The 24,580-nt window shown below is 52.6% G+C and carries 23 protein-coding genes; 7 read left to right on the top strand and 16 right to left on the bottom strand.

The window, feature by feature from the left end; all coding sequences use genetic code 11:
* Positions 1–19: 19 nt before the first annotated feature.
* Positions 20–214, bottom strand: coding sequence for a hypothetical protein (locus tag ACSPJT_RS15060; protein ID WP_435893383.1), 195 nt, complete (start codon positions 212–214; stop codon positions 20–22).
* A gap of 148 nt (positions 215–362) precedes the next feature.
* Here ACSPJT_RS15060 and floA point away from each other — a divergent pair, with 148 nt between their 5' ends.
* From floA to ACSPJT_RS15040, 4 genes are all read left to right on the top strand, one after another.
* Positions 363–1,391, top strand: a complete 1,029-nt coding sequence (gene floA / locus ACSPJT_RS15055; RefSeq protein ID WP_435893382.1) for a flotillin-like protein FloA — start codon at positions 363–365, stop codon at positions 1,389–1,391.
* Positions 1,392–1,437: 46 nt separating this feature from the next.
* Positions 1,438–1,920, top strand: a complete 483-nt coding sequence (locus tag ACSPJT_RS15050) for a hypothetical protein (RefSeq protein ID WP_435893381.1) — start codon at positions 1,438–1,440, stop codon at positions 1,918–1,920.
* A gap of 193 nt (positions 1,921–2,113) precedes the next feature.
* Positions 2,114–3,205 (top strand): LptF/LptG family permease, encoded by a 1,092-nt coding sequence (locus ACSPJT_RS15045; RefSeq protein WP_435893380.1) that lies wholly within the window; start codon positions 2,114–2,116, stop codon positions 3,203–3,205.
* Between the two features lie 5 nt (positions 3,206–3,210).
* A complete protein-coding gene (locus ACSPJT_RS15040) occupies positions 3,211–5,067 on the top strand; it encodes a SulP family inorganic anion transporter (RefSeq protein ID WP_435893379.1) in 1,857 nt (618 codons plus the stop codon).
* 89 nt (positions 5,068–5,156) lie between these two features.
* Here the strand turns inward: ACSPJT_RS15040 and mnmE are convergent, their stop codons facing one another.
* The 8 genes from mnmE to cdaA form a co-directional block, all read right to left on the bottom strand.
* On the bottom strand, positions 5,157–6,500 hold the full coding sequence (gene mnmE, locus ACSPJT_RS15035) for a tRNA uridine-5-carboxymethylaminomethyl(34) synthesis GTPase MnmE (protein ID WP_435893378.1): 1,344 nt from the start codon (positions 6,498–6,500) through the stop codon (positions 5,157–5,159).
* A gap of 55 nt (positions 6,501–6,555) precedes the next feature.
* Complete coding sequence (locus ACSPJT_RS15030) at positions 6,556–7,929, bottom strand: hypothetical protein (RefSeq protein WP_435893377.1); 1,374 nt, start codon at positions 7,927–7,929, stop codon at positions 6,556–6,558.
* 84 nt (positions 7,930–8,013) lie between these two features.
* Entirely contained in the window at positions 8,014–9,111 is a 1,098-nt protein-coding gene (gene hisC / locus ACSPJT_RS15025) for a histidinol-phosphate transaminase (RefSeq protein WP_435893376.1), read from the bottom strand.
* Between the two features lie 74 nt (positions 9,112–9,185).
* The gene (locus ACSPJT_RS15020) at positions 9,186–9,818 is read right to left on the bottom strand and encodes a PEP-CTERM sorting domain-containing protein (protein ID WP_435893375.1); all 633 of its coding nucleotides are present in this window, start codon (positions 9,816–9,818) and stop codon (positions 9,186–9,188) included.
* Between the two features lie 106 nt (positions 9,819–9,924).
* Complete coding sequence (locus tag ACSPJT_RS15015; RefSeq protein WP_435893374.1) at positions 9,925–10,596, bottom strand: ubiquinone/menaquinone biosynthesis methyltransferase; 672 nt, start codon at positions 10,594–10,596, stop codon at positions 9,925–9,927.
* A gap of 46 nt (positions 10,597–10,642) precedes the next feature.
* Positions 10,643–11,116, bottom strand: coding sequence for a GNAT family N-acetyltransferase (locus ACSPJT_RS15010; RefSeq protein ID WP_435893373.1), 474 nt, complete (start codon positions 11,114–11,116; stop codon positions 10,643–10,645).
* A 39-nt stretch (positions 11,117–11,155) separates the two neighbouring features.
* On the bottom strand, positions 11,156–11,800 hold the full coding sequence (gene bioD / locus ACSPJT_RS15005) for a dethiobiotin synthase (protein ID WP_435893372.1): 645 nt from the start codon (positions 11,798–11,800) through the stop codon (positions 11,156–11,158).
* A gap of 96 nt (positions 11,801–11,896) precedes the next feature.
* Complete coding sequence (gene cdaA / locus ACSPJT_RS15000; protein ID WP_435893371.1) at positions 11,897–12,805, bottom strand: diadenylate cyclase CdaA; 909 nt, start codon at positions 12,803–12,805, stop codon at positions 11,897–11,899.
* A 48-nt stretch (positions 12,806–12,853) separates the two neighbouring features.
* Here cdaA and ACSPJT_RS14995 point away from each other — a divergent pair, with 48 nt between their 5' ends.
* The 3 genes from ACSPJT_RS14995 to prfA all read left to right on the top strand — a co-directional run bounded on the left by ACSPJT_RS14995 (position 12,854) and on the right by prfA (position 15,733).
* Positions 12,854–13,831, top strand: a complete 978-nt coding sequence (locus tag ACSPJT_RS14995) for a DHH family phosphoesterase (RefSeq protein WP_435893370.1) — start codon at positions 12,854–12,856, stop codon at positions 13,829–13,831.
* Positions 13,832–13,842: 11 nt separating this feature from the next.
* Complete coding sequence (truB, locus tag ACSPJT_RS14990; RefSeq protein WP_435893369.1) at positions 13,843–14,577, top strand: tRNA pseudouridine(55) synthase TruB; 735 nt, start codon at positions 13,843–13,845, stop codon at positions 14,575–14,577.
* 82 nt (positions 14,578–14,659) lie between these two features.
* Positions 14,660–15,733 (top strand): peptide chain release factor 1, encoded by a 1,074-nt coding sequence (prfA, locus tag ACSPJT_RS14985; protein WP_435893368.1) that lies wholly within the window; start codon positions 14,660–14,662, stop codon positions 15,731–15,733.
* 318 nt (positions 15,734–16,051) lie between these two features.
* Here prfA and ACSPJT_RS14980 read toward each other — a convergent pair whose 3' ends face one another.
* The 7 genes from ACSPJT_RS14980 to ACSPJT_RS14950 form a co-directional block, all read right to left on the bottom strand.
* Positions 16,052–16,870, bottom strand: coding sequence for a LuxR C-terminal-related transcriptional regulator (locus tag ACSPJT_RS14980; RefSeq protein WP_435893367.1), 819 nt, complete (start codon positions 16,868–16,870; stop codon positions 16,052–16,054).
* Between the two features lie 171 nt (positions 16,871–17,041).
* Positions 17,042–17,422 carry a YdbL family protein gene (locus ACSPJT_RS14975; protein WP_435893366.1) on the bottom strand — a complete coding sequence of 127 codons (381 nt, stop codon included), beginning with the start codon at positions 17,420–17,422 and terminating at the stop codon, positions 17,042–17,044.
* Between the two features lie 20 nt (positions 17,423–17,442).
* Positions 17,443–17,637, bottom strand: coding sequence for a YnbE family lipoprotein (locus ACSPJT_RS14970; RefSeq protein WP_435893365.1), 195 nt, complete (start codon positions 17,635–17,637; stop codon positions 17,443–17,445).
* A gap of 43 nt (positions 17,638–17,680) precedes the next feature.
* On the bottom strand, positions 17,681–20,491 hold the full coding sequence (locus ACSPJT_RS14965) for an intermembrane phospholipid transport protein YdbH family protein (protein ID WP_435893364.1): 2,811 nt from the start codon (positions 20,489–20,491) through the stop codon (positions 17,681–17,683).
* 45 nt (positions 20,492–20,536) lie between these two features.
* Positions 20,537–21,376 carry a hypothetical protein gene (locus tag ACSPJT_RS14960; RefSeq protein ID WP_435893363.1) on the bottom strand — a complete coding sequence of 280 codons (840 nt, stop codon included), beginning with the start codon at positions 21,374–21,376 and terminating at the stop codon, positions 20,537–20,539.
* 158 nt (positions 21,377–21,534) lie between these two features.
* Positions 21,535–23,025, bottom strand: coding sequence for a DUF3482 domain-containing protein (locus ACSPJT_RS14955; RefSeq protein WP_435893362.1), 1,491 nt, complete (start codon positions 23,023–23,025; stop codon positions 21,535–21,537).
* A 34-nt stretch (positions 23,026–23,059) separates the two neighbouring features.
* Positions 23,060–24,481 carry a DUF2868 domain-containing protein gene (locus ACSPJT_RS14950; protein ID WP_435893361.1) on the bottom strand — a complete coding sequence of 474 codons (1,422 nt, stop codon included), beginning with the start codon at positions 24,479–24,481 and terminating at the stop codon, positions 23,060–23,062.
* Positions 24,482–24,580: the final 99 nt, after the last annotated feature.

Here is a 24,580-nt window from a genome sequence, read left to right as displayed (position 1 = left end):
ACATCAGGACAAAGCACGGTTAGTGACTTTGTCCTTCGTGCTCATCGTTGCCGGCTGTGCCATGGTCATGACTGCCGTGAGCCTTTTCCTTATTTGGATAAAGGTTTTTGGTTCCGTCCTTCTTACCTTCGCTGTCTTCCCACGAGTGACGCTCGCAGGAAATGAAGGCAAACATACCGGCGACTGCAAGAGTGCTGAAAATGATTTGTTTCATGTCAGGCATTTGCATAACCCATACCAAGGGGAAAGCAAGGCGTCATTACGGCGTAATTTAATGGCCAGAAACCTTGCAACAACTGAACCCTTGGCACACATTGGCACCAGAAAATCTTTCCATCATCCCATACCAACCTACCACCATCATGCCAGCTCCTATTCTCGCCGCCAATCTCGTCGGCCCCATCATCCTCGTTGTGGCCCTGATCCTCGGCCTCGCCGTCTTTCTCGTCCTCCTGAAATTCTTCAAAACGTGGCTGCGCGCGAAACTCTCTCAGGCCCCTGTCAGCATGGGTAGCCTGATCGGTATGTGGCTCCGTAAAGTTCCATTCGGTATGATCGTCGACAGCCGGATCACCTCCGTCAAAGCTGGCCTTGAGTTCAGCACTGAGATGTTGGAGGCCCACTACCTGTCAGGTGGTGATGTTGCCCATGTGGTTCTCGCCATGATTGCTGCCGATAAAGCGGGAATCACGCTGTCATTCAACCGTGCCTGCGCAATCGACCTCGCTACCAAAGACACCGGCAAGACCGTGCTCGAAGCCGTCCGCACCTCAATTAACCCGAAGGTCATCGATGTTCCCGCAGCGAGCAGCGGCACCAACAAAATCACCGCGGTCGCCAAGGACGGCATCGCAGTCAACGCCCGCGCCAGAGTCACCGTGCGCACCAACCTCGATCGATTTGTAGGTGGTGCTACCGAGGAAACCATCATCGCCCGTGTCGGTGAAGGCATCGTGACCTCCGTCGGTTCTGCTGCATCCTACAAACACGTTCTCGAGAATCCGGATAACATTTCCAAACTCGTGCTCATGAAGGGGGTTGATGCATCCACTGCCTTTGAGATTCTCTCCATCGATATCGCCGATGTGGATGTCGCCGATAACATCGGAGCTCGTCTTCAGGCCGAGCAAGCAGAGGCTGACAAACAAGTTGCCCAAGCCAAAGCCGAGATGCGCCGCGCCGCCGCCGTCGCCGTCGAACAGGAAATGTCCGCCAAAACCCAGGAAATGCGCGCCAAGGTGGTCGAAGCCGAAGCCGAGATCCCAATGGCCATCGCCGAAGCATTCCGCGCCGGCAACCTCGGCATCATGGATTACGTCAAATATCAAAACGTCAAAGCCGACACCAAGATGCGCGACTCGATCGCCGGTGACGGAGAAGACGGAGAGTAATCTCAGTAGTTGGTAATAAGTAAGCAGCAGTCAGTAGAAACACCTCATGGAAATTAGCGGTCAAATCGTTGTCCTGATCCTCTTCGTAGTGATCAGCGGCATTCAATGGCTGATTAAAAGAATCCAAGAACGAAACTCACCTCCAGATACTTCCGAGTCTCTGGAAGACATCTACGATGATTACCGCGAGGAAATCCGTCGTCATCAAACTCAGACTCAAGCTCCTCCCCCTACACCTCAGGCGAGCCAGCCGCCACCAATCCCCAGCGCGTCGCCTCAACACCAGGTGGAAGCCCCTGCTGCTTACCAGCGCGCGATCCAGCAAGCTCGTCAGCAAAAACCAACGCTCACACCCGCTCAAAAAGAAGCGGCGGAACGTTTTCAACAGCTAGGAAAACGCAAGCGCCGCCGGAAAAGCGCCGTGGGCCAGATTTCTGCCCGCGCTTTGCTCTCCTCACCTCAGTCAGCCCGTCAGGCGGTGATTTTGCATGAGGTTTTCGGGCCTCCAAAGTCGATGCGGAAATACTAACGACTGGTTCTCTGTGAGGCGAATCAGCCAACGGTCTCAGATGCCTAACCGTCGGCCTATCATGGGCGTTTAAGAACCTACGCGAAAGATTGGCCACCATGACAGTCTTCGCCTGTCTCCAGCAAGGATTGCGGCTACTCTCTACTCGACAGTTTCATGTTCCGCCTCCATGATACGTTCCATGTTACGCCTCATGGATCGCTATATCGGCAAGCAGATCATTACTGCGACGATTTTTGGCGTCGTGATGCTATGCATTTTGCTGGTGTTAGGCAATCTCTTCAAAGAACTCCGCCCCTTGATGGTGGAGAGTAACGCCTCCTTGTTAACCATCGGCAGCTTCATTCTGAGCGTCATCCCCTTCTCCCTGATCTACACGATTCCTTGGGGCTTTCTGGTAGCAGTCCTACTCGTATTCGGCAGACTTTCCGCTGAAAATGAATTGGTCAGTATGCGCATGGCGGGTGTGGGACTTATGCGGATTTCCATGCCTGTGTTTATTATCGGAACCCTGCTTTCCGTGCTCTGCCTGTGGCTCAATATCAGCATGGCCCCAAAGGCGAAGGACACCATCAAGTTTGTGCTCTACGAGGCGGTCAAAGAGAATCCGAATGCACTGTTAGACCCAGGTGTGGTTCAAACAAAATTCAAGAATCAGAAAATCTTCGTAGAAAGCCGTGAGGGTAATCTGCTGCAGGGCCTGCACATGTATGAGCTTAACGGTCAGAACGACACAGGATTTCCTTCCAGAAGCATCTACGCTCGCGAGGCTAAGCTCAAAATCATCCAGAAAAACAAACAACTGCGCCTGCACCTCACAGATGCCTATATCGAAACACGAAACGTCGAGGGCGAACGCGAGTTGATCTTCGTCGGTGAGCAAGAGCCACTCCTGTTCGACTTCTCGGCCGAGCGAAAAAAATCGCGCAAACCCAGCACCATGACCAACCAGCAAATCCGCAAAATGCTGGTCAATGAACCCGAACTTGAGGATGAGAAAAAGTTCCGTTTGGCGAACGAAATCCATCGCCGATATGCTTTCTCAATGGCTTGTTTGGCTCTGTCGCTTGTGGGTGTTCCGTTAGGGATCAATGCACGCAGACGCGAAACCTCGACCGGCCTGGCCATCAGCATTGTTGTGGCCCTGGGATACTTTCTCCTCTTTGCCGTAGCCGAGCAGTTTCAAGATAAAAGTGGCAATACCGCCCTTCTGCTCTACTGGCTTCCCAACTTCACCTGCCTGATTTTGGGCATCGTGTTATTCTTCAAAGCCCGCCGGAAATAAGCCCCATGATGCGCCAACTCAAAGCCGCCACCCGCAACACCCTGAAGGGGGCAGTTCGGATTCTGAGCGGTAATGGCCTTGACCTGCTTCCCATCCGCGGTCCGCTCAAGCGCTACAATAAAAATAAGTTCAGCTATGACTCCAAGGCGGCCATCAACACCGCTCTGTTAGCTTTACCCCAGGGGATGGCATATGCAGCCATCGCGGACCTGCCCATTTATTACGGCATCGTCTGCTCGGCAGTTTGCTCGATCATCGCACCGTTTTTCGCAAGCTCCCGCTTCACCATTCTCGGGCCGACCAACTCGACTGCATTCATGGTGTTCAGTTTCTTTGCGGCCGCATCGGGAACTCTCACGAAGGCTCCGGTAGAATACATGCCTCTACTGGTGATGATGGTCGGTATCCTTTCCGTCGCCGGAGCCGTTTTCAAGGTGGCCGATCTTCTCCAGTACGTCAGTCGGAGTGTGTTAGTGGGTTACATCACCGGTGCCGCTTTGCTGATTTTAACCAATCAGTTGAAACACGTGCTGGGTATCGCCGGCCCGATGAATGTTGGCGAACATGCCAGCACCTTCTTTGGGATCGCGGAGAAAATTCTATCACTTTGGAGCAGTTACCAATGGCAGCCGATGCTACTGGGTGGAGCAACACTTGCGCTCTATCTTTTCCTTCAGAAAAAAATGGCTAACCTGCCGAACTTTGCCATTTGCCTGGGAGCATCGGCTCTGGCTGGCTGGGTGCTTAAACACCATGTGGCAGGGTTTGAAAACATCAGCACATTCGCACCGTTACATCTCGCACACTTGGCTCCCGGCCTGCCGGACTTCAATATGGAAGACCTTTCCACACTGATCGGAGTCGCCTTTGCCATCGCATTTCTCGCCTCCTTGGAAAACTCAGTTATGGCCAAGTCACTGGCAAGTCGCTCCGGTGACCGAACCGATGTGAACCAAGACATGTTTTCGGTCGGCATCTCTAACATCGCCACCTCATTCATCGCAGCCATGCCGTCATCCGGCTCTCTGACTCGCTCAGCTTTGAACTATGAATCGCATGCCAGAACACGCTTCGCATCGATCTTCTGCGGCCTGCTCTGCATCTTGGGCTTTTACGTGATGACGAAGCTACCGGTGGTGGAGAACATTCCCAAGACATCACTCGCTGCATTGGTCATCGGCATCGCCATTTCCTTGTTCAAATGGAAAAACATCCGGATCTGTCTGCGCTCAACACCCGATGATGCGCTGGTGATTGTCACCACCTTTGCAGCCACTTTGTTAACCCGACTCGACTATGCGATCTTCATCGGCGTCGGCCTCTCCATTACTCTGTTTCTTCGCAAGGCCTCTAAACCCCATCTGGTGGAATATGAGATCAATGATGAAGGTGGCTTACAGGAGTTGGGAGAGAAAAACAAACGCGCCATTCCCTCCATTTCCATTGTGCACGTCGAAGGCGACCTCTTCTTCGGCGCAGCTGATCTTTTCCTAACCCAGATCCAGCGCACGATCGCAGACGACAATTTAAAATGCATCATTCTGCGATTGAAAAACGCCCGTCACCTGGATGCTACCAGCGTCTTGGCTCTCGACGAACTGATCAAGGATACACGCAAAAAAGGTGTTCACGTCCTCGTCTCAGGAGCCACCCGTGAAGTCTATGAGGTTCTGAAAAAGTCGGGTGTGTTAAACACCCTGCAAGAAGGCTGTGTCAGGGAAGAGGGGCAAACAAATCTGTTCATGTATTTTAGGGGCAACCCTAACATATCCACCAGAGACGCCCTGATCCGCGCACAAGAATTGATCGGAACCAAGGAGGCCGACATCAAAATCTTCTTTGATCCGAATAAAGACAAGTAGGACAAGTTTGCAACTTGTCGGCTACCCAAGGAATGATCTAACCTTGCACGATGGAACGGCTTAGTTTGCCGACAAGTTGCAAACTTGTCCTACTTACCAATGCAGAAGCTGCTGAAGATTTCACCAAGCAGCTCTTCCGTATCAATCCGGCCTGCAATTTCCCCGATCGCCGCCATCGCATCACGTAGATCGACGGAGATAAATTCAGCGCCCGCTCCTACAGCGAGAGTCTCTTTGGCTGCGTCCAGTGCGGACTTTGCTCGGTTAAGACAGGCCTGATGTCTGGCATTGATTGCAACAGCGTGACCACCCCACTCGGCGGATCCCATTGAAAGTTCTTCTGCAATTTTCGAGACCAAGCTATCGAGTCCTTCTCCACTCGTGCAGGAAACCATGACTCCAGAAGCCTCCTTCCAATCGGAGTGAATGTTCAGATCCGATTTATTCACCACCAGAATATGATGACGTCCGCCAATTTCCTCATCGGTAAGGTGGTTGATACGAGCACAGCTGCCATCGACCACTTCCAAAATCAAATCTGCGTTCTCTACCTGCTCCCGAGTTCGCGAGACGCCCTGCTGTTCAATGGCATCTTCGGTCTCACGCATTCCTGCCGTGTCAATAAGCCGAACCGGGATCCCTTGAAGATTGAGCACCTCTTCAACCGTATCGCGCGTGGTTCCTTCCACGTCACTTACGATGGCTCGATCATAACCTAACAGTCGATTCAACAAACTGGATTTACCAGCGTTGGGCGAACCGAAAATCACGGTGCGAACGCCTTCGCGTAGGATCCGCCCTTGCTCGGCTGTCTGCAATAGCTTCGTGATGTCTTCGCTAACTGTAGCAATTCGTTTTGAGAGAGCTGCACCAGTGTCGGTGTCGATATCCTCTTCGGGAAAATCGATGTATGCCTCAACGTGTGCAGCGATGCCAAGGATTTCCTGACGAATCAGTTCGGCATTATCACCGAGTCGGCCCTGCAACTGTTCGTGCGCAGCTCGCATCGCCAAGTCCGTTTGGGCCGAGATCAAATCCATCACCGCTTCCGCCTGAGTGAGGTCCATTTTGCCATTGAGAAAAGCCCGTTTACTAAACTCACCAGCTTCAGCAGGAGCGATGCCCACCTCGAAGAGTCGCTGTAAAACACGGCGCATCACCAGCACGCCACCATGACACGCCAGTTCAGCAGTATCCTCGCCAGTATAACTCTTGGGACCGTGAAAGCAGGTGATCAGTATCTCATCGATGACATCGCCATTGGCATCTGTCAGCTTGGTGAGAATCGCTTTGCGCTCAGGAAACTCGGCAGGCGGTTTCGATGTAGATAGACACTTGCTGACCTTGATAAAAGTCTCAGGTCCGCTGATTCGGATCAGCCCGACCGCACCCATTCCTGGAGCCGTGGCAATGGCTGCAATTGTTTGCTCCATGATAAAAATGATGTGTGGTTGTCAGTGCAGAGCCCCTCAAGGGAGACGATTCTAACTACTGCGCTTCGGGAGATGGCTCAGCTACGGCTGTTTTGCTTTCCGGCTCCTCAGGCACGTCGGTATTTCCAATTTCTCCGCCAACGCCAAGAAACTCCCAGCACAGAACTCGTTTCAGCTCTAACACAGATGGTGAAGTTTCGGACCAAGCGAGTTCAACCGTTGCGGTGCGAGGAAATGCATCGCGATCCATTCCGCGCCAGTTCAGGACCGATAGGATTTTCCCGACTTCGGAGTCGACGTCGACAGGTAGATTCACGAAATCCTGAGGGTATGCGTAGTCGGCCAGTTTGTATGCCCTTTTACTCGGATCATCGCGCAGCTTGTGACTCAATACTTCATTAATCACCACGCGAAATATCTGCGAATGACCAGGCTGAGGAAACTCGGTAAATGTATGGAAGGTTCGGAATTTCCCTTGGATGAAAACCGATGAGTCCAGCTTCAGCCCGTCCTTGGTTTTCTTGAAAAACGCATTGATGCTCATGGGCTGCACCAGGCTGTCTTCATCGATCCTGTGTGCCATTTCGATCAGCGATGGCGGCGTTTGTCCCATCACCGTTTCGATGTTTCCGATGGGGGCAAAGTATTCCCTCATATCGATCTGCGCCGGGCGACGGTATTGCATCAGGAAAATTCCACGCTGTCTGTCCTTCAGATTATTGTCTCCGTAACTGAATGCGGAAAGAGGCGTTTCAGCAGTGGCTTTGGAATTGGCAAAATTAGCCTGCAGCTCTTCAAGAACCCCTTCGTTAGGGATGACATACTGCATCTGCTCGAGTGGTCCCTCAGCAGTGAGGTATCCTTCCAGAACTTTCGCTGCTTCAGCCTGCCACCCGCGCTCCAGCCAATCGGCTTCGGACATTTCCTTAACGGGGGTGTCATTTCCACCTGCGACAGCATTGCCAGCTTGGTCTTTTTTCCATTTTCCGGCTAACCAGATCGTTGCCATGCCTGCGACCAAGAGGATAGCCACCGCCGCGATGACCGCCGCAATACTGCTTTTTTTGCCACTCTTCGTGGCTTTCGGATCAGTAGCGGAAGATACATCTGAAGTTCCACCCAATGGCTCCATCTTCACTGCAGGAGCCTTCTTAGTAGAAGCTGCGGATTCTGCCGCCTCACTGGCACTTAGGCGTATCGGTTTCTCTTCGCTAGGCGCTGGCGGAAGGGAAAGCTCGGCAACGGCTGCGGCGAGCTTCTTGGTTTCAGGCCCTGGCATCGGCTTCACCTTCTGCTCAGGTGATTTTACAGCCTCCCCACAGTGGGGGCAGGGAGCAACCGTGGGAGGTAAACCGACAGGGATATAGATCACTTTCCTGCAGTGCTGGCAGGGAAAGCTGGCTTGGGATGGCTTTGATCCTTCGGTCATATTCAAGATAGGTTGATAGCCCGTGCATCATAAAGGAAGTCTCCCCAGTGTCAACCGCCCATCCCTCAACTGTTAGATGGGAACTTAGAGAGTCGGGAGCACCTCATCGAGCACTTCAAGACAGCGCTCGTTCTCCTGCTGGGTGCCTATTGAAATCCGCACCCACTCAGGAAGCTTGTAGCCGCTCATGGCACGTACGATCACACCTTTTTTAAGCATCGCTTTGAACAGTTCATCGCCCTTGCCTACTTTCACCAGAATGAAATTGGCCACGCTGGGCACGTATTCCAGCCCGCGCTCGTCGAATGCTTTTTCGTAGAATCGCAGACCGGCATTGTTTGTATCCAGTGTGTTCTGGACGTGCTCCTGATCTGTCATGGCAGCGAGCGCGGCGGCCTGGGCCATCGAGTTGGTGTTGAACGGCTGACGTGCCTTCTGAAGGATCGACGCAACTTGCGGTGCGGCAAGCCCGTAGCCGATACGCAGTCCAGCCAGTCCGTAAGCTTTGGAAAAGGTGCGCAGCACGCAGACGTTGCGGCCTTCCTTGACATACTTGAGTGTGTCCGGTGCGTCTTCGAGAAATTCGTAGTAGGCTTCGTCGAAGACCGCCACCACGTGATCCGGCAGCTTGTCCATGAAACGGTCGAGTGCCTCCTGTCCGACAAGAGTGCCGGTCGGATTGTTAGGATTGGCGATGAACACTAGTCGTGTGTTCTCGGTGATGGCGTCCGCCATGCCATCGACATCGTGGATGAAGTCGGGATCGGTAACCTCGACATACTTGGCACCAAACAAGGTGGCCATCAGCTTGTAGACCACAAAGGCGTGCTCAGCAGCGATCAGTTCGGCGTCGCGGTTGAGAAAGCAATGGCACAGTAGCTCGATGATTTCGTTAGAGCCATTGCCGAGCACCACATTCTCCAGCCCGAGGCCGTGCTTTTCTGCCAATGCTGAGCGAAGCTTGTAGCCTCCGCCGTCCGGGTAAATGTGCACACCGGACGATTCGTTTTTCATCGCCTCTATGGCCGACGGAGCAGGCCCGAGAGGGTTCTCGTTCGACGCCAGTTTGACAATGCTTTCCGGATCAAGCCCGAGTTCGCGTGCGGTTTCCTCGATCGGTTTCCCCGGCTCATAGGCCACAAGGTCACAGACAAACTGATTGGCAAAATTCTGAATCGACATGGCGCGAGGCTAGGCAGAGCCGGCTAGTTAGGCAACGCAATATCCTTGCCGATCGGCGGATTACAGCACGGATGCTATCCGACTCGGCGGCGGCGAGCAAAGACACCGACCACCATGCCTGCCATCAAGAGGGCGGGAGCGCTGGGCTCGGGAACAGCCCTAACGAGGCTGATCGTCTGCGGCCCGCCCGGGTGGAGGTCGGCGTATGCGGGGAGTTCGACCCAAAGCACATGAGGGGAACCCGGCAGAGCGACGTCAACCCCCAAGACACCGTCCAAGGTTTGGCCCAGCCAGGTCAGCGTAGCGTTGACTTCTGAACCATTGATGAATCCCTGCTCAGTGAAAACTGCTGCACCACTGTGACCAAATTGACCAGTACCGTCGTCCGGAGTATCGAGGAAGTTAAAGTCGATTGTCATGCCCTGAGGATGAAAGCCCTCTCGCACACGATCCCCGGACGCTACATCCAAGCTCCAGAGAAACGTCTCCCCAGCATCAAACCTCTGTTGGAACCACTGCGGATCGGTCACAGGCATTGATCTATATGCAAAGGTGCCCGAGGCTACTGCCACGACGTCGTTTCCTTCTTGGGAAAAAGTCCAGACCACGGAGGCCTCGGACTGAGTCGCCGCCGTCATCGCTACAACTGTGATGGCAGCGAGCATGGCTTGGCGACTACGTCTCTTAATGTAATTTCCTTTTTTCATTTGCTAGAGTTTGTATCTGGACAGAGCCTGTGTCCGATACACAACAATAGCGATCAATTTGTCAAACTGAAATATCTGGAAACATTACACAAACACCTGTGAGGCATCACGCCACCGCCGTGTAGATACTCGCCACGCCAAAGCTTAGAGGGTCGGCCTCGGCACCGGTGAAACCGCATGACTCGATCAGCCCGCACATGTCCTTGCCGCTGGGAAACTTCTCTATCGTGCCTGCCAGATATTCATAAGCATCCCCCTCACCTGTCATCAGTCCGGCAATCTTCGGCAATACCTTGTTGAGGTAAAATCGATACGGGCCACGCAGCACTCCAGTGGGCAGAGAAAAATCCAAGACTAACAAGTGGCCACCAGGTTTGAGCACGCGTCGCATTTCCTTCAAGGCATCAGGCCAGCTCGCCATGTTGCGCAAACCGAACGCCACAGTCAAAACATCGTAACTATCGTCGGAAAACGGCATGTTCATCGCATCAGCTACCACAGTCTCCCTCACACCGTCCTCCGCCGCATGAGCGAGCATTTCCTCACAAAAATCAGAACCTGTGACCTTGGCGTCGGGACAGCGGCGTTGTATTTCCAATGCTAGATCTCCCGTGCCGGTGGCAACATCAAGAACCTCCGCTGGATTCCAATCGGCAACGATACGACCCACCTTTTTCCGCCAGAGAATATCTGTGCCCAGACTGAGCACATGGTTCGTCACCACATAGCGATCAGCTATCCGGCTGAACGCCTTTTTGACATAGTTCGGGTCCTGCATGTGGAGGTAAGCTCTAAGTTTTATACTCGAAAAACCAAGCAAACAATTAGCCAGGAAGAATATCCCGATAAATCCCAGGGCCACTGCCCGGAATCTCCACGGCTCCACAAACTTTTTCGTAGAACTCACGCGGACCAACTCCTCCGATCACACCGTAGACGTAACCCAGCTCCTTGAGCCCCTCCATGCATTTGAAAAGCAGCGCCTTTCCGATACCGGTTCCGCGAGCGGCTTCGCCAACACCTGTAGGTCCGTAAAACCCTTTGGCCGTGGTCTCATAACAGGCGAATCCAAGAATTTCTTTATCCTTCGTAGCGATGTAACATGTAACCGGCTGACGTGAAAAAGCGATCTTCACCTCACTCTCCCACTTCGGGGAAAAGTTTTCTCCTGCCCACGCGGCGACGATGTGACGTTCATACGCACGAGCCCTACGCAGCACGATCCCCTGCTGCTCCACACGATCATAAATTTCACGAGTATCAGGCAGCTCGTAAAGCCTTACCAGCATGTCAATCATGCGCCGTTGATATAGTAACCCAAGCCTATTGACCAGTGACTAATGACCGATCAACTCCAAAAACGGCCAAGCCTCAATGCTTTCCTGCCCGTGAATGACATCCATCAGCACCTCCACACCAGTTAGATCCTCGGCGATGCCTTTGTTGGTGATTGCTGCGGTGTCGAGTTCATCGACGAGATTGTTGAAAATCATCCCGGCGGGTTCAATACCTGCCGCTCTCATCGATTGAACTGACAGCAATGTCTGGTTCAGAGCGCCCAGCTTATTTCCTACTACCAAGATCACTGGCAGTCCGATGTCGCGTGCGAGATCCGCCACCATATATTCCCTGGTAATTGGCACCATCCAGCCGCCCACGCCCTCGGCAATGACCACTTCATGATCAGTCGCCAAGTCACGACAGCCTTGCACCAGACTCGGTGTTTCCAACTCACGATTTTCAAACATACCGGCCACATAGGGAGCCGCCGGTGTTCTCATCCAGCACGGGTTAACCCGATCAAGATCCACCTCGTCACCTGACGCTTTTTTCAACGCATAAGCATCCTCTCGGCCACCGCAGCAGATGGGTTTGTATCCCACCGTGTTTAATCCTTCGGCACGCAGCGCTTCAATAATCAACGAGCTAACATACGTCTTCCCCGCCCCGGTGTCCGTTCCGGTAATAAATAGTCCTTTCAAAATTGTCCTTTCAAATAATCAATCCACCCACAGCCCTACTCCTCCTCCGTAAGTCCCGGTTGAGCAAATGGCTGACTCTCGTTTTTCACGATATAGTTAATCAGGAACCAGATCATCACCGCGACGATCAATGTCATCAGCTTCGCCGGCCAGTGATTCTTTAGCATCTTTCTCATTAGTTTTCTCTATGGGTAAAAATATGGCCTCCATTTTGGCCCGGAATTCTTCTTCAGTTAGATTTCGATCCAACTTGCCATCAATGCAGATGGAAATCTGTCCTGTCTCTTCGCTGACCACCACCGCCACGCAGTCGGTTTCTTCCGTCACTCCGATGGCAGCCCGATGTCTCAGGCCTGTGCTACGGTCAGATAATTCTCTTGAGCTAACCGGGAACACACAACCGGCACCCGCCACCCTATTCTGGGCGATGATCATACCACCGTCATGCAAGGCCGTCTTAGGATGAAATACGGTGAGAGCAAACTCCGGAGAGAATGCCGCATCCAGTTCCACGCCGGTATCGAGATGGTCCTTCAGCGAAATAGCGCGCTCGAAGGCAAACAATGCACCTATCCTTTTCTTGGAAAGCTGCCCGACTGCCGAGGCAAACACATCAAGAAACTCATGCCTTTGAGTCTGCGAGAATGAGAACAGCCTGCTACTCCCCAGACGTGCCAGCGCATTGCGCAGCTCCGGTTGGAAAATGATGATTAAGGCGAAAGCCATCAGCGCCAAGACCTTGTAGAGCAACCACCAGATCACCTGCAGATCTAACAACAGCGACATCGAAGACAAGACCATCAGCAACAGCGCGAGACCGAGAAGTATTCTCGCCCCACGTGTTTTCCTAAAGACACGATATATCTGATAGAGACCAATCCACAGGATCAGTATCTCGATACCCGCGCGCCAATTTTCAATGATAAATTCCACTTGCTGGCCGGAACATAACCACAATCCACAAAACAGGAAACCCAATACTTCTAAAACCCTTGCCCCAGCCACGCAGGCGGTTTATGCCTGCCCCCGTAAACGTTCGACCCGTTCCAGCCCATGAGTGAAAATTCCAGTTATTCCGAAATCGCCGAAGCGATCCGTTCCCACGATTCCTTCATCCTCCTCAGCCATATCCGCCCTGACGGCGATGCCATTGGCTCCCAACTCGCACTCGGGCACTCACTTGAGGCAATGGGAAAAACCGTCCACTACATCAATGAAGACGGGCTGCCCGACAACCTGAGCTTTATGGCGGAAAGCCAGCGAATCCAAACACCGCCAGCTGAATCGCTCGACGTCGACGTATGCATCGCGCTCGACTGCGCCACCAAACCACGCCTCGGCGAGAACGCCCTTAACGCCGCCGCCAAAGCCAAGCTCTGGATCAACATCGATCACCATATGTCCAACCCAGCATACGGCGATCTCAATCATATCGATTCCACATCCCCCGCCACCGGTCAGATCATCTACCAGATGATCAAGAGCGAGGACATGCCTCTGCCGGACGCGACCCGCGACGCAATCTACGTCGCCGTTTCAACCGACACCGGCTCATTCCAGTATTCAAACACCACCGCCGCCACCTATGAAATGGCCGCCGACCTCGTCCGCCGCGGTCTCGACGTCGGAACCATCAACGCCCAGATCTACGATAGCAATCCCTACCGGAAAATCGAACTGCTCCGCTCCCTGCTCAACACCCTGGAACTGGATAACGAGGGCAAAGTCGCCCACTGGGAACTCCCCTACTCGGTCAAAGAGCAATACAACCTCAAACCCGAAGACAGCGAAGATCAGATCGACCTCATCCGCGGTATCGATGGCGTCGTCGCCGCAGCCTTCTTTGAAGAACTTGAAGATGGAAAAATCCGCGTCTCACTACGCGCCAAAGACGACACCTTCAACGCCTGTGAAACCGCCCAGCTTTTCGGTGGCGGAGGCCACGCCCGCGCCGCCGGTATCCGCATGGCCGGCCCCATCAGCGATGCCCGAGATAAAGTTCTCGCAGCCATCAGCAATGCCATTTCCTAACATACGTCCGCATGTCTCAAAATCCACTTCACACCAACGATCCCTGCGGTGTCCTGCTCATCGATAAAGAGCCGGACATGACCTCGCACGATGCGGTCGCGATCTGTCGCCGACAGCTCAAGTTCAAAAAAATCGGCCACTGCGGCACCCTCGACCCAATGGCCACCGGTCTGCTGATGTTAGTCATCGGAAAAGCCACCAAGATCCAAGATCTCCTCATGTCCGAGGACAAGGAATACACCGGCACCATGACCCTGGGCATCACCACCGGATCTCAGGACAAGGAAAGCGACATCGTCGAAGAAAAAGAAGTCCCCCCATTCACCGACGAGGAAATCGACGCTGCCTTTAAAAAATACGTCGGCCCCTTCGAACAAACGCCCCCTATGGTTTCCGCGATCAAAAAAAACGGAGTGCCGCTTTACAAACTCGCACGCAAAGGAATCGAAGTAGAACGCAAAGCCCGCGCCGTCCATGTCACCGATTACCAAATCACCCGCACCGCACTGCCTGAAGTTGACTTCGTAGTGAACTGCTCGAAAGGTTTTTATGTGCGAACCTACGCCCACGACATCGGTCAAGACCTCGGCTGCGGCGCGCACTTGTCTGCACTTCGCAGAACCAGATCCGGCAAGTTCACCGTCGACCGTGCCATGACCGCATCCGACCTCAAAACCGCCACCGCCGAAGACATCAAAAACTCCCTCATCTCCCTAGCAGAAATTTCCCTCATGCGCGGAGCGTAACGTAGCATGAGCGTCCCGCTCATGATCAAACTCCCGGCTCCCCAGAGCCGCAAAAATTCCAATTTCCCAATCCCAATTTCCCATGGACTATAGCACACTCATCGAACAACGTCGCGATCGTTTCGCCGAAGTTGAACAACTCATCACCGACCCAGACCTCTTCTCGGATCCCAAGAGAGGCAAGGCCGTCATGAGCGAGCACTCACGGCTCAAGGGACTTCTGGAAATGTGGGAGAAGCTCGAGACCGCCAAAACCAATCTCGAGGAAAACCGCGAGCTTGCCAAGGAGGATGATCCCGAAATGGCCGAGATGGCTGCGATGGAAATCCCCGAACTCGAAGCCACCATCGAGAAGCTCTCTGAGGAAGTGCAATACGCGCTCCTTCCTCGTGACGAAGCCGAGGATCGTGACGCCTTGTTAGAAATCCGCTCCGGCGCTGGTGGAGACGAAGCCGCCATCTTCGCAGGTGAAGTCATGCGCATGTATCAACGCTACGCCGAACAACGTGGCTGGAAACACGAACACCTCGACTCCACCCCGTCCGAAGCCGGAGGATTTTCCAAAATCGTTATCAAAGTCACCGGCGAGGAAGTTTTCCGCTTTATGAAATACGAGTCCGGCGTGCACCGCGTGCAACGTGTCCCAGCGACCGAGACCCAAGGCCGTATCCACACCTCCACCGTCACCGTGGCCGTCATGCCCGAGGCCGAGGAAGTGGATGTGCAATTCAAAATGGAGGAACTGCACATCCAAGCCACCCGCTCCGGTGGCCCCGGCGGACAGCACGTGAACACCACAGACTCCGCCGTCCAGATCACCCACCTTCCCACAGGTATTCAGGTGAAGTCACAGGACGGTCGTTCACAGACTCAGAACAAGGAAAAGGCCTTCGAGATTCTCCGTGCGAAAATTTTCGAAATCAAACAGCGCGAGCAAGAAGAACAATACTCCGCCCAGCGCCGTTCCCTCATCGGCTCCGGCGACCGCTCTGAAAAAATTCGCACCTACAACTTCCCTCAAAGCCGCATCACCGATCACCGCATCGGCTTCACCACTCACAACATGGACGGAGTCTTCGACGGCGATCTTTTCGAGCTAACAGAGGCTCTGCAAAAAGCAGAAATGGTCCAGCGCCTGGAAGAGGCTGGCATGTAGCCGAATTTCAGCTCCATTACTCCAGCTAACCAAGCCGAACGAGATTACTCGTTTGCGCAAATCGGTTTGTGTTTTGTGGGCTCCTCCCTTTCCTTCGATCCACTCTTTCAGAGAGTGAAAGCACCATTTGCTTGAGCGGTAAGCAGGGGTAAAACGATCAGCAACAGAATCAGAACGATGATGATGCATACGCGGGCGGGAGTCATTTCAAACATGGCTGGGGAGGTAATGTTTAGTTACCTATACTATGCCAATCTTGAGTTTATATGCCAACGCATCAAGCTTGCGTAATCTTTTGAACACTATCAATACGATTCGTTAGATGCAGCAAGCCATGAGTCCATTGCGCCCTCTCACCCTGAATTTGCGATACACCGAGTTGATGTACTGACTCGCCGTACTAGGACTCACTTCCAGTGCTGCGGCGATTTCTTTTTGAGTGAGTTCTGTGCACAGCAGAGTGAAAGCCTCCTTTTCCCGTGGCGATAGCGCGCTGACGGCCGGGTCTACAAGACCTCGTTCCAGCAGCAGCTTGTGGTGCAGGGGGTACGCTCCGGAGATGACCATCATCATGAGCATCCGATCGCGCTCCGTGAACGCGGGCTGATCCACGGCACGATCGACTAAAAAATAGGACTCGGCTCGCGGAGTGACGGTGTAGGCAGAATGGATGCGTTCCTTGATGCCCAACACGGGAACATTGAAGTATTTGGTCTTCCAGAAATCGTCAAACTCATCATCGGGAATCACGTCCTGACGCAGCTGCACCCGTGTTTTCCCTGCGGTTTGGGTCATGGTAACCGTGTCGATGCCTGGTCCATATTTTTTGGCTAACTTGAAAAAGGTAGCTTGCACCTGTTTAACGTCATCAGGGATCTTGAAATCAATAACCTCCGGACACCACCAACCATCAAAGATTTTGGCGAAAAATACATCACTCGGCGTTTGCCCGGAAGTCGCAGCCAGCCAAGCAACATTCTTGGCATCCATCAAGACTGCCAGCTTCTCGGTGAACTCCTTGAGACTGGAATTCGTGTCTGTTAGCTTGGTCTCCGCCGCGATTCTCCAGAGCTTCTGGAGTTGTTCTATTTCTTGAGGTGAAAGTGTGGCGGATGTTTGGCTGAGGCTATCGTTCATAGTGTGCATAGAACGTAGGGTAGAGAGGAAGGTTACATATCGATGATTTCTTGCATGCCTACTAAAGCATTAAGAATAATTGCGCATCTATCCGCATACCCATGCGGGAGACGTGCTGCAAAATCAGAAAGTCAGAGACCGATGCTAATCGCTTTCTGAAGGCTGTGCTGGTCACACCTTTTTCCAAGAACCGTCGGGCAGCTGCACCCAAGTTCCTCCTGGAGCTGAACTACGGATACTTGCGGCGCGGGTTTTACCCACAGTGGTAGCAGAGCTGTTGGTTTTACCTGCGATAATCTGATAGACTGAACGGCGGTCGGCATTCTCAGCATTGACCATGGCTGACTCGGACCCAGAGAGAGCCCCGCGCGGAGAGAGGTAGCCGAGGTTGTTTTCGCCCACCGAGCCTTTTTGCTTCAAAGCAACGATCTGCCCCAGGCGCTTGGCCATACGAGCTTTGATCTGAGCTGGTGTATCCGCATCAGCAACAGGAGCCAAGCCGACTACGAGAACAAGAATGGAGAGAATAGTAGCGAGTGAACGTTTCATCATGATAATTGTTTAGTTAGTTGTTAGTTGGCGATCTTCTGTTCCTTGGCATCCAGATCTCCGAAGAAGTTATCGAGTTCCTTCTCTACGGTGACCCGCACGTTGACGTTGATTTCGATCGGTTTGACCTCAATAGGCTCCACCTTGACTTTGGCACAGCTTGAGAAGCCTGCAACGGCGAATCCGGCAACGAATAGGGATGTTAGTAGAGCTTTCATGGTTTCTAAATCTATGACGCATGGTAACGACTAATATTCATTCTCACAGACCAAAGTTCAATTTATCGCGATGTTTCAGAAGTAGATCAAAGAAATCCACTGTATCATCGTCGGGTTTGAAACCATTGATGTTCAGAATAATCGGAGGAGATCCCTGAACTGTTGGAGCCTTTCCTTCCAGCCTCAACACCACCGCCTTGTCTTTATCGCGGGGATCAAAAAGTCGGATACTCAACACACGGAGTTCGAGGTTTTTTAACGAGTCTTCAACCATTTTCATCTGCTGATACTCACGACCTTTGGGGTCCAGCCCACCACTGAACTTGGTGCCGGCATCGTAGCGGAGTCTGGCGCTACTTCCGGGTGTTAGATACATGCCGCCTCGTTGTGGCATAAAATCACCATTGATATTTTGCATCGGCAGCAAGCCGTCGATCCTTCCGGAGATCTTGCCGTTGAATTCTGGAAAGAGTTTAGCCATCTCCGCAATGTCGATGCGTTTCATCCGCACCTTGAACTGGTAATTCTTATCGTCACCAGGCAGCACGAAAGGGTCTAACCAAACATTTCCACCCAGCGCACTCATGCCGACGTTGTTTAGTTTAATGTCTCCGTTAGGCAGCATTTGGTAGTCGACACGCAGGTTGGTCATGGCCATGTCGAAGGCAGTCATCTTGGTGGCCGTGACCCGATGAAATCCAGCCGTCTGTTTATTCTTCATCGAGCTAAGCCGGATGCCGCCCTTGATGCCTTCGATCACAGGGCCGTCCTCAGTGGTGAATTTCAGAGTGCCATTCTCCACGGACGCGGTGAGCACACCATCAAAGTCCTGCTCACTACCTTTGGTGAAATCCATCTTCACAGCTAATTTGCCTGTGAGCGATTTATCCTTCATCGCCTCGATCAAAATGGCGGCATTATCGACCGGGGTTTTAAGGTCTGCCGCTTTGATTTCCATCTGTCCGGTTAGATTCCAGCCTTCACCCTCGTCCTTTTTCACGTGCCTATAGGTAAAAGGCAGCACATTGTCCTTCAGCTTAGTTTCCCCTTTGGCTGTGACTAGATCTCCTTTCATGTGGAACTCGACTTGAGTATCTAGCAAATCAATCTCCACACCGCCATTTTCCCCGTGTAGATTCAGTTGTTTCATCTCACCATCGAGAACGGCAACGTCTCCGCCAAAGCGACCTTTGCCAGTGATTGAAACAGGGGCTTCCCCTACGTGGTCCAGATCAAAATCAAGCGACTCCTTGCTGTCGACGTGGAGTTTTTTACTCGTTAGATTCAGCGTGTAATAGCTGGGGTCCGGCTGGGTTGGATCAGTATCAGACAATGGAATCAAGTGCAGCTCCCAAGTGCCGTTCAACCCGTCGGCCGTCACCAACCCTTCGGAAACGTTCAATCCTACATCGCTGAGCCGAGTCACAAGTTTACCTTCGAAAGGCAGATAAGCACCGACCTTGAAGCTGAAAGTAGAATGGCTCTCACCACGCATGGTGATATCATCAAACAGGTCAGTCGCGCTGCTTAACAAGGGCATCGGACGGTCGTGTTTGATTGGTCCTATCGTCAACTCCCCGAGAAGTTGCCACTCATCATCCCCCGTCATTTCGTGGGCATATTTCAGCGGCAGCACAGTGCCAGCGTTTGACATGGCACCCTGAACATTCAGCTGGTCATCTGCTAGAACGAGATCCAAGTGGATATCATCAAGGCTCACGGGGCGCTCATTGTAAGTGCCCTCCAACTCAAATTTTTCAATACCTCCGGTGATCTTCGATTTCTCCTCGCCCCACTCAATGCGTGTCCACCACCCAGGAGTAGCGCCCTCACTTTGGCTCAGCACAAAATCTGCTGAAGGGTCGAGAGGCAGCGATACCTTATCCAGCCCTCCAGAGAGAAACACAAAACCTCCACCACTGAAATTCTGCGTAAGCTGCATCTTCGCGCTCTCGGTTTCCAAATTTACAGGCTTGTCACCACCATCGTATTTAATCCTTTCCAGTGCCCCCGTCACAGTGAGTGGCGACATCACATCCCCCTCACAGAGAAGTTCTGCGGATAGACTGGCACCCGACACAGTGAAACCTTCAGGAAGAATCCGATCTTCCAAATCCAGTGCCGTCTCTATGAGATGGAGAAATGAATCGGGCAACACTTCATCAAGTTCTGCGGTGATCACAGTGACAGATTCTTCGGTCGCCACACCTGCATTCATGTTAAAGTCCGGGCACTTCAGCCAGACTCCGAATTGTTGATCGTTCTCTGAATCCAGACTGACGTCCATGGTCATACGGACGATTCTGCCACCCCGCTTGATCGTCAAATCGAGCCCATCCGCTGTCAGTCCGCCAATTTGCTCTACCATCACCGGCAGTTGGTGCATCCATGCGTAGCTAGTCGGTTCATCGTCTTCTCCCTCTGATGGCTCGGTCGGTTCCTCGATATCGGTTTCCTCTTCGGCGGCTTTCTCCTCTGCAGGAAAATCCAGTGTGCATACACTTCTAACCAAAGTAATATGATCAACTCTCCCCTTCATGAGGTCGAAGGGATCGTAGTGCACGGTGACCTCGTCGGCAGTCAGCCTCCACACACCATCGGCGAATACAACCTTCTCCACCACGGCTGAATTCCATCCGATTTCGCGCACTTTAAAATCAGTCTGCTCTAAACCCGCATCAGCAATCATTCCGCTCATCACCTTCTCAGCGATTCGGGGTAACAGCATCCAGCCAACCACGGCTAACAGAAGAAAAAGGACACACAGAACCAAGCAAAGTCGACGGAACTTACGCCATCGGCCCGAACTCTTCCTCTGTTCCCCAGTGGAACTGGTTTGATCTACATCTGTCATGCACCCGCAATCTAACCTCACCACGGGCAATAATCGATGATGTTTTTATTTCCTCCGTCTCATCACCAGAAAGAGTAACCCTGCCGATCCTAACAACCACGGTGCGGGCTCTGGAATTTCCTGAGGCGCGGACACAGTAGAAACCACAAAACCGGTGCGATCGTCGTCGTCATCAGGATCCGGACCGGTATTATTAATCGTGAACTGCAATTGGCTGAAAGTCCCTGTGAACTGGATAGAGCCTGCGGATTCTTCTCCAAAGATGGCGGCATCAGTGGCTGAACTACCAGCACCTGCGCTGCCAATATTGTTTCCTGTATGCGTTAGATTTCCAGTACTTGTGAGTACCGTAAAGCTCTGGCTGAACACCATGGTGGTTTGTGTGTCGACATCCGAAAAACTAAGAACCGGATTTGTGATTAGCGCTCCGAAGTTGAATGTTACGATCGAAGTGGCATTGCCATCCGTTTCAATGTTAGGAAAATCACCATTGACCTGCGGAGCAAAGGGCAGCGACACAGGAAAAGGAGTGGTGATTCCGTTGACAGTTTCACCCGCGCCTATGTCTCTCCAAGGAAATCCCTCACTGAGGTTTGATGGATGCGTCGGATCTGAAATTGGCTTTACATCTCCGGTTGTGGTGAGATTTACGACAAAGCCAGTGTCCGTTCCTGCACCCGTATTAGACGTAGTGACATCTCGCCATACTCCTGAAGCAGATCCGCCCGGCCCTGTGGTCAGCGAGGTGAAATTGGTGATCCACACTGCGGAGGCAGATTGAATGGTAATGAGAGCGAAGAAGGATGCTCCGCCAAGGTTACGGAGTGAGTTATAATGTTGGGGCTGTAAATGGCCACCCAGTGCGTTGTTTGGAGGGGTGTTCATAATCACGAATTTGTTATTCACTCTGCATCATGCAGTTACGCAACAATCGTGACAAGAATTATTTCATACAGTCGTTTAGGTCATTGTATGTTACAAACCTACAAAATATCGAGAAGTCAGTGATCAAACGCCCCCTCGCATTGAAAAAACAAAGGTTACTAATCGTCGTATCCCTGCTCAATCAATTTAAGGTTTTCCACCAGCAGGCGAAAAATATCCGGTTCCATACCTCGATCCGGCTCGCCTTGGCCGCAGCTGGTCAGCCATTTTCCTAAAATACGCCGATCCTCTGCACTCATGAAACGCACATAACCTTGCTCATCATCGGACGCCGTGAGGACTTCTTGATCACGCTTACCGTGCGCCCGACCACTGACCTCGCGAAATGTTACCAACAGCCTATCTAACAAGACCCATGGGAAGTTTTCATTTTTCGGAGGTCCTAGTTCCAGCTTCCGCCCTTCTCCACCTTTTAATTTTACTCCTCCAGTCATATCGACTTTGAGGTCTGGCAGCTCGTCACCTTTGAAAAAGGCGGCCGCAGCACCTACCAGTGTGCCGAACAAGGTTCCAGCTCCATGTGTGAGCCCACCGCTGCCGACATCCACGGCGACTCCGGCAGCCGCGCCAGCTGCTCCACCTGCCATGGCAAGCTGACCTCTGGACAGTCCCCATTTCGACCAGGTCTCGGCAGCTTCGAGATCGATATCTTCGAAACCAAATTCCTCCCAATCGACTTTGATCAGGTGGTGGCGATAAATTTTCAATAGTTCATCGACCGATTTTTTCACCAGCTTGGTCACTCCTTGATAATAGGCAGTGACCATTTCCTGATGCACCCGCTCACGGCGGTGGTCGACTTCCATGACGCGTTCTTCCAGCACACGTGACTCACGCAGCATCATGGCGGCCTCCAGAGCTTCTACTAACACTTCAGCACTTTCCTCGCGTCGCTGCTGCCATTCGTCGTCCAAGCTACGGATGGTCGACTTGATAACCGATGCGTGTTCCTCATCGATTTCTAACAAAGATTTGAGCAAGCGACGACGTTCGTCGAACCGGGCGTGATGAGCATTGAAGGTTCTGACTAGATTAAAATAACTACCGAGTCGGTCGCGCCAGCTTTGCAGGTGTTCTTCACTGGCGCCCTTGGCATTGAGCAGTGCCATGCGTCGACGACCGGTCCAGCGCAGAATTTCCATCTCAGCGATAAACTCGTCACGCAGCGGTTTACTCGGGTCGATGATATACAGCAAACCTGCGCCATCCAACAGAGGGTCTAACAAGAGACACTCATCTTCAAAGTTCCCAACAAGAGTGCTTTCTTCGACAAACTTCTTAACGCTCTCAAGGTTCGGTGGTCCGTGGCCATGGATTCGTTGAATCTCCCGCATCGCCTCGAGTGGTCTGGAAAAGCCAGGCGTGTCGATGAAACGTATGCGTTCTTCTCCGTCGAACTCGAGAGGCAGCACCTGACAGTGAGTTGTTTCACCAGGGGTCGCACTGATGCGAATCACCCGGTCATCATCCACTTCTAACAATGTCGCCAACACCGAGGACTTGCCGGCATTGACTTTTCCAACGACAGCGAACACCGGCACCTTCGGAGGTGCTGGGTTGGCGGTATGCTCTGTTGGGTTATCATCCATGAGTTCGTTAGGTTAATTGGCAAACTGACATTGGTCAATTGGCAGCATGGTAGCCCACCACAGCCGTTTCGCTATCTTTCATATCATCAACGAAGGACTCCCACTGTTTCTGCTCGTCCTCGCTACCGATCACTACGTAGCGAATCATGTGACCGGGCCCTATGGCGTGGCGTATTTGTTCATGATAGACCTGCATTTGTTTCGGACTGAGATTCCAGCCTTCCACTAGAAATACAACACCCATAGCCGCAGCCTTGGCTTGTTCGAATGCCTGCTTTTCACCTTCGGCATCGAGTGTGCCTAGAGAGAATCTGGCCTCGGGGTTTACCCGTAAAGTTTGCAGTAAAAATGGGCGCAGGGTATCTGTTTCCATTTCGAGCCCGCCGATATCTAGCAGCACCACCCCATCGGCCGGTCCACTCACCACGTCACCACGTTTCACTTTAGTTAGATCACGCCAGAGCGAGCGGTGTCTCGCTTCTTGAAAATCAAGTCCCGCCAGTGCGCGGCGTTCCATCACCCACGCTCCGATCCAGAACATCACACGAGGCAGAAGCCCCCAGACGGCTATGGCATACAGGAAAAAGAACCCCCAAGAGAGATCGATCATGTTCCGCTGAGGTAGCGAATTTTCAGGAGGCTGAATGAGCACGGCTCCACGTTTGGCCTGATCTATCTCAGACACGGCGGGAGACAGACCATCGATTGAAAAAGAAAGGATTCGTGTGACATTGACCAGACTCTCACGACCAAACTGCGGCAAGGTCGACTCCCAATAGAATCCGATTTGAAAAAACCAGAGACATCCAAACAGCCCTAACAAAAGTCCGCAGTTATAACCAATCCCCCCCGCTTGCAAGATACGAGCCAGTCGCCACGAAATCACACTCTGCCCACCGCTGACTCGGGTTTGCAACCGTTTCCAAACATCACCGGTCACCCTAGCGCCTGCCGATTTTCTCATCAATTTCTGAAGCAGGCTTTGCAACACACTCAGTGAGCCTGACCAACGACGCCAGAGCCAATAGGCAAGTGTCGCACCGATAATCAGCAACCACTGAAAACCGAGAGTGACACCGAGCAGGATCCAGATGTTATATCCGCGCATCCGTGTCAGATCGCCAGACTCGTTGGTGTATTCAAAATTCATCAACAGCCCGCGCAGCACACCGATGCCGAGCAGTAACATGATCGCCCAAGCGAGAAAGGCCAGAAGACCTGCGCCTGATTGCACACGGTGACCCGTTTCCTCGTTTTCAGACCTGCGGATTTCCTCCAGCATCCAGCGGAATCCGAGCCTTCGGCGCTCAAGCTCTGAGGTAGTTCCAGCCTGCTTCACTCGGTCGCCGACTCCATCAAGCCACGCTTTTCTCCAGTGTGCCGCCTTTTCCAGCAGCACCTCAAAGTCCACCAGGTCGCGCAAGGTCCAGCTGCGCTTTTTCTGTTGTCGGGTCACCGAGGAGACAGTGTTCCAATTCCCAGCTCACGACAAACAAATCAACATATCAAGATGTATAGATTTGTTCTTGTTTACTGAGATTTTATGCTTAGTTTG

Origin of the sequence: Oceaniferula spumae, assembly GCF_042849255.1 — a bacterium.
Classification (GTDB): domain Bacteria; phylum Verrucomicrobiota; class Verrucomicrobiia; order Verrucomicrobiales; family Akkermansiaceae; genus Oceaniferula; species Oceaniferula spumae.
Note: the sequence above shows the minus strand (reverse complement) of the source record. Positions and strands in the feature narration are given on the sequence as shown.

Coding starts and splice junctions, on each gene's coding strand:
- ACSPJT_RS15060 (WP_435893383.1), bottom strand. CDS start 214: ATGAAACAAATCATTTTCAGCACTCTTGCAGTCGCCGGTATGTTTGCC.
- floA (WP_435893382.1), top strand. CDS start 363: ATGCCAGCTCCTATTCTCGCCGCCAATCTCGTCGGCCCCATCATCCTC.
- ACSPJT_RS15050 (WP_435893381.1), top strand. CDS start 1,438: ATGGAAATTAGCGGTCAAATCGTTGTCCTGATCCTCTTCGTAGTGATC.
- ACSPJT_RS15045 (WP_435893380.1), top strand. CDS start 2,114: ATGGATCGCTATATCGGCAAGCAGATCATTACTGCGACGATTTTTGGC.
- ACSPJT_RS15040 (WP_435893379.1), top strand. CDS start 3,211: ATGATGCGCCAACTCAAAGCCGCCACCCGCAACACCCTGAAGGGGGCA.
- mnmE (WP_435893378.1), bottom strand. CDS start 6,500: ATGGAGCAAACAATTGCAGCCATTGCCACGGCTCCAGGAATGGGTGCG.
- ACSPJT_RS15030 (WP_435893377.1), bottom strand. CDS start 7,929: ATGACCGAAGGATCAAAGCCATCCCAAGCCAGCTTTCCCTGCCAGCAC.
- hisC (WP_435893376.1), bottom strand. CDS start 9,111: ATGTCGATTCAGAATTTTGCCAATCAGTTTGTCTGTGACCTTGTGGCC.
- ACSPJT_RS15020 (WP_435893375.1), bottom strand. CDS start 9,818: ATGAAAAAAGGAAATTACATTAAGAGACGTAGTCGCCAAGCCATGCTC.
- ACSPJT_RS15015 (WP_435893374.1), bottom strand. CDS start 10,596: ATGCAGGACCCGAACTATGTCAAAAAGGCGTTCAGCCGGATAGCTGAT.
- ACSPJT_RS15010 (WP_435893373.1), bottom strand. CDS start 11,116: ATGATTGACATGCTGGTAAGGCTTTACGAGCTGCCTGATACTCGTGAA.
- ACSPJT_RS14995 (WP_435893370.1), top strand. CDS start 12,854: ATGAGTGAAAATTCCAGTTATTCCGAAATCGCCGAAGCGATCCGTTCC.
- truB (WP_435893369.1), top strand. CDS start 13,843: ATGTCTCAAAATCCACTTCACACCAACGATCCCTGCGGTGTCCTGCTC.
- prfA (WP_435893368.1), top strand. CDS start 14,660: ATGGACTATAGCACACTCATCGAACAACGTCGCGATCGTTTCGCCGAA.
- ACSPJT_RS14980 (WP_435893367.1), bottom strand. CDS start 16,870: ATGAACGATAGCCTCAGCCAAACATCCGCCACACTTTCACCTCAAGAA.
- ACSPJT_RS14975 (WP_435893366.1), bottom strand. CDS start 17,422: ATGATGAAACGTTCACTCGCTACTATTCTCTCCATTCTTGTTCTCGTA.
- ACSPJT_RS14970 (WP_435893365.1), bottom strand. CDS start 17,637: ATGAAAGCTCTACTAACATCCCTATTCGTTGCCGGATTCGCCGTTGCA.
- ACSPJT_RS14965 (WP_435893364.1), bottom strand. CDS start 20,491: ATGACAGATGTAGATCAAACCAGTTCCACTGGGGAACAGAGGAAGAGT.
- ACSPJT_RS14960 (WP_435893363.1), bottom strand. CDS start 21,376: ATGAACACCCCTCCAAACAACGCACTGGGTGGCCATTTACAGCCCCAA.
- ACSPJT_RS14955 (WP_435893362.1), bottom strand. CDS start 23,025: ATGGATGATAACCCAACAGAGCATACCGCCAACCCAGCACCTCCGAAG.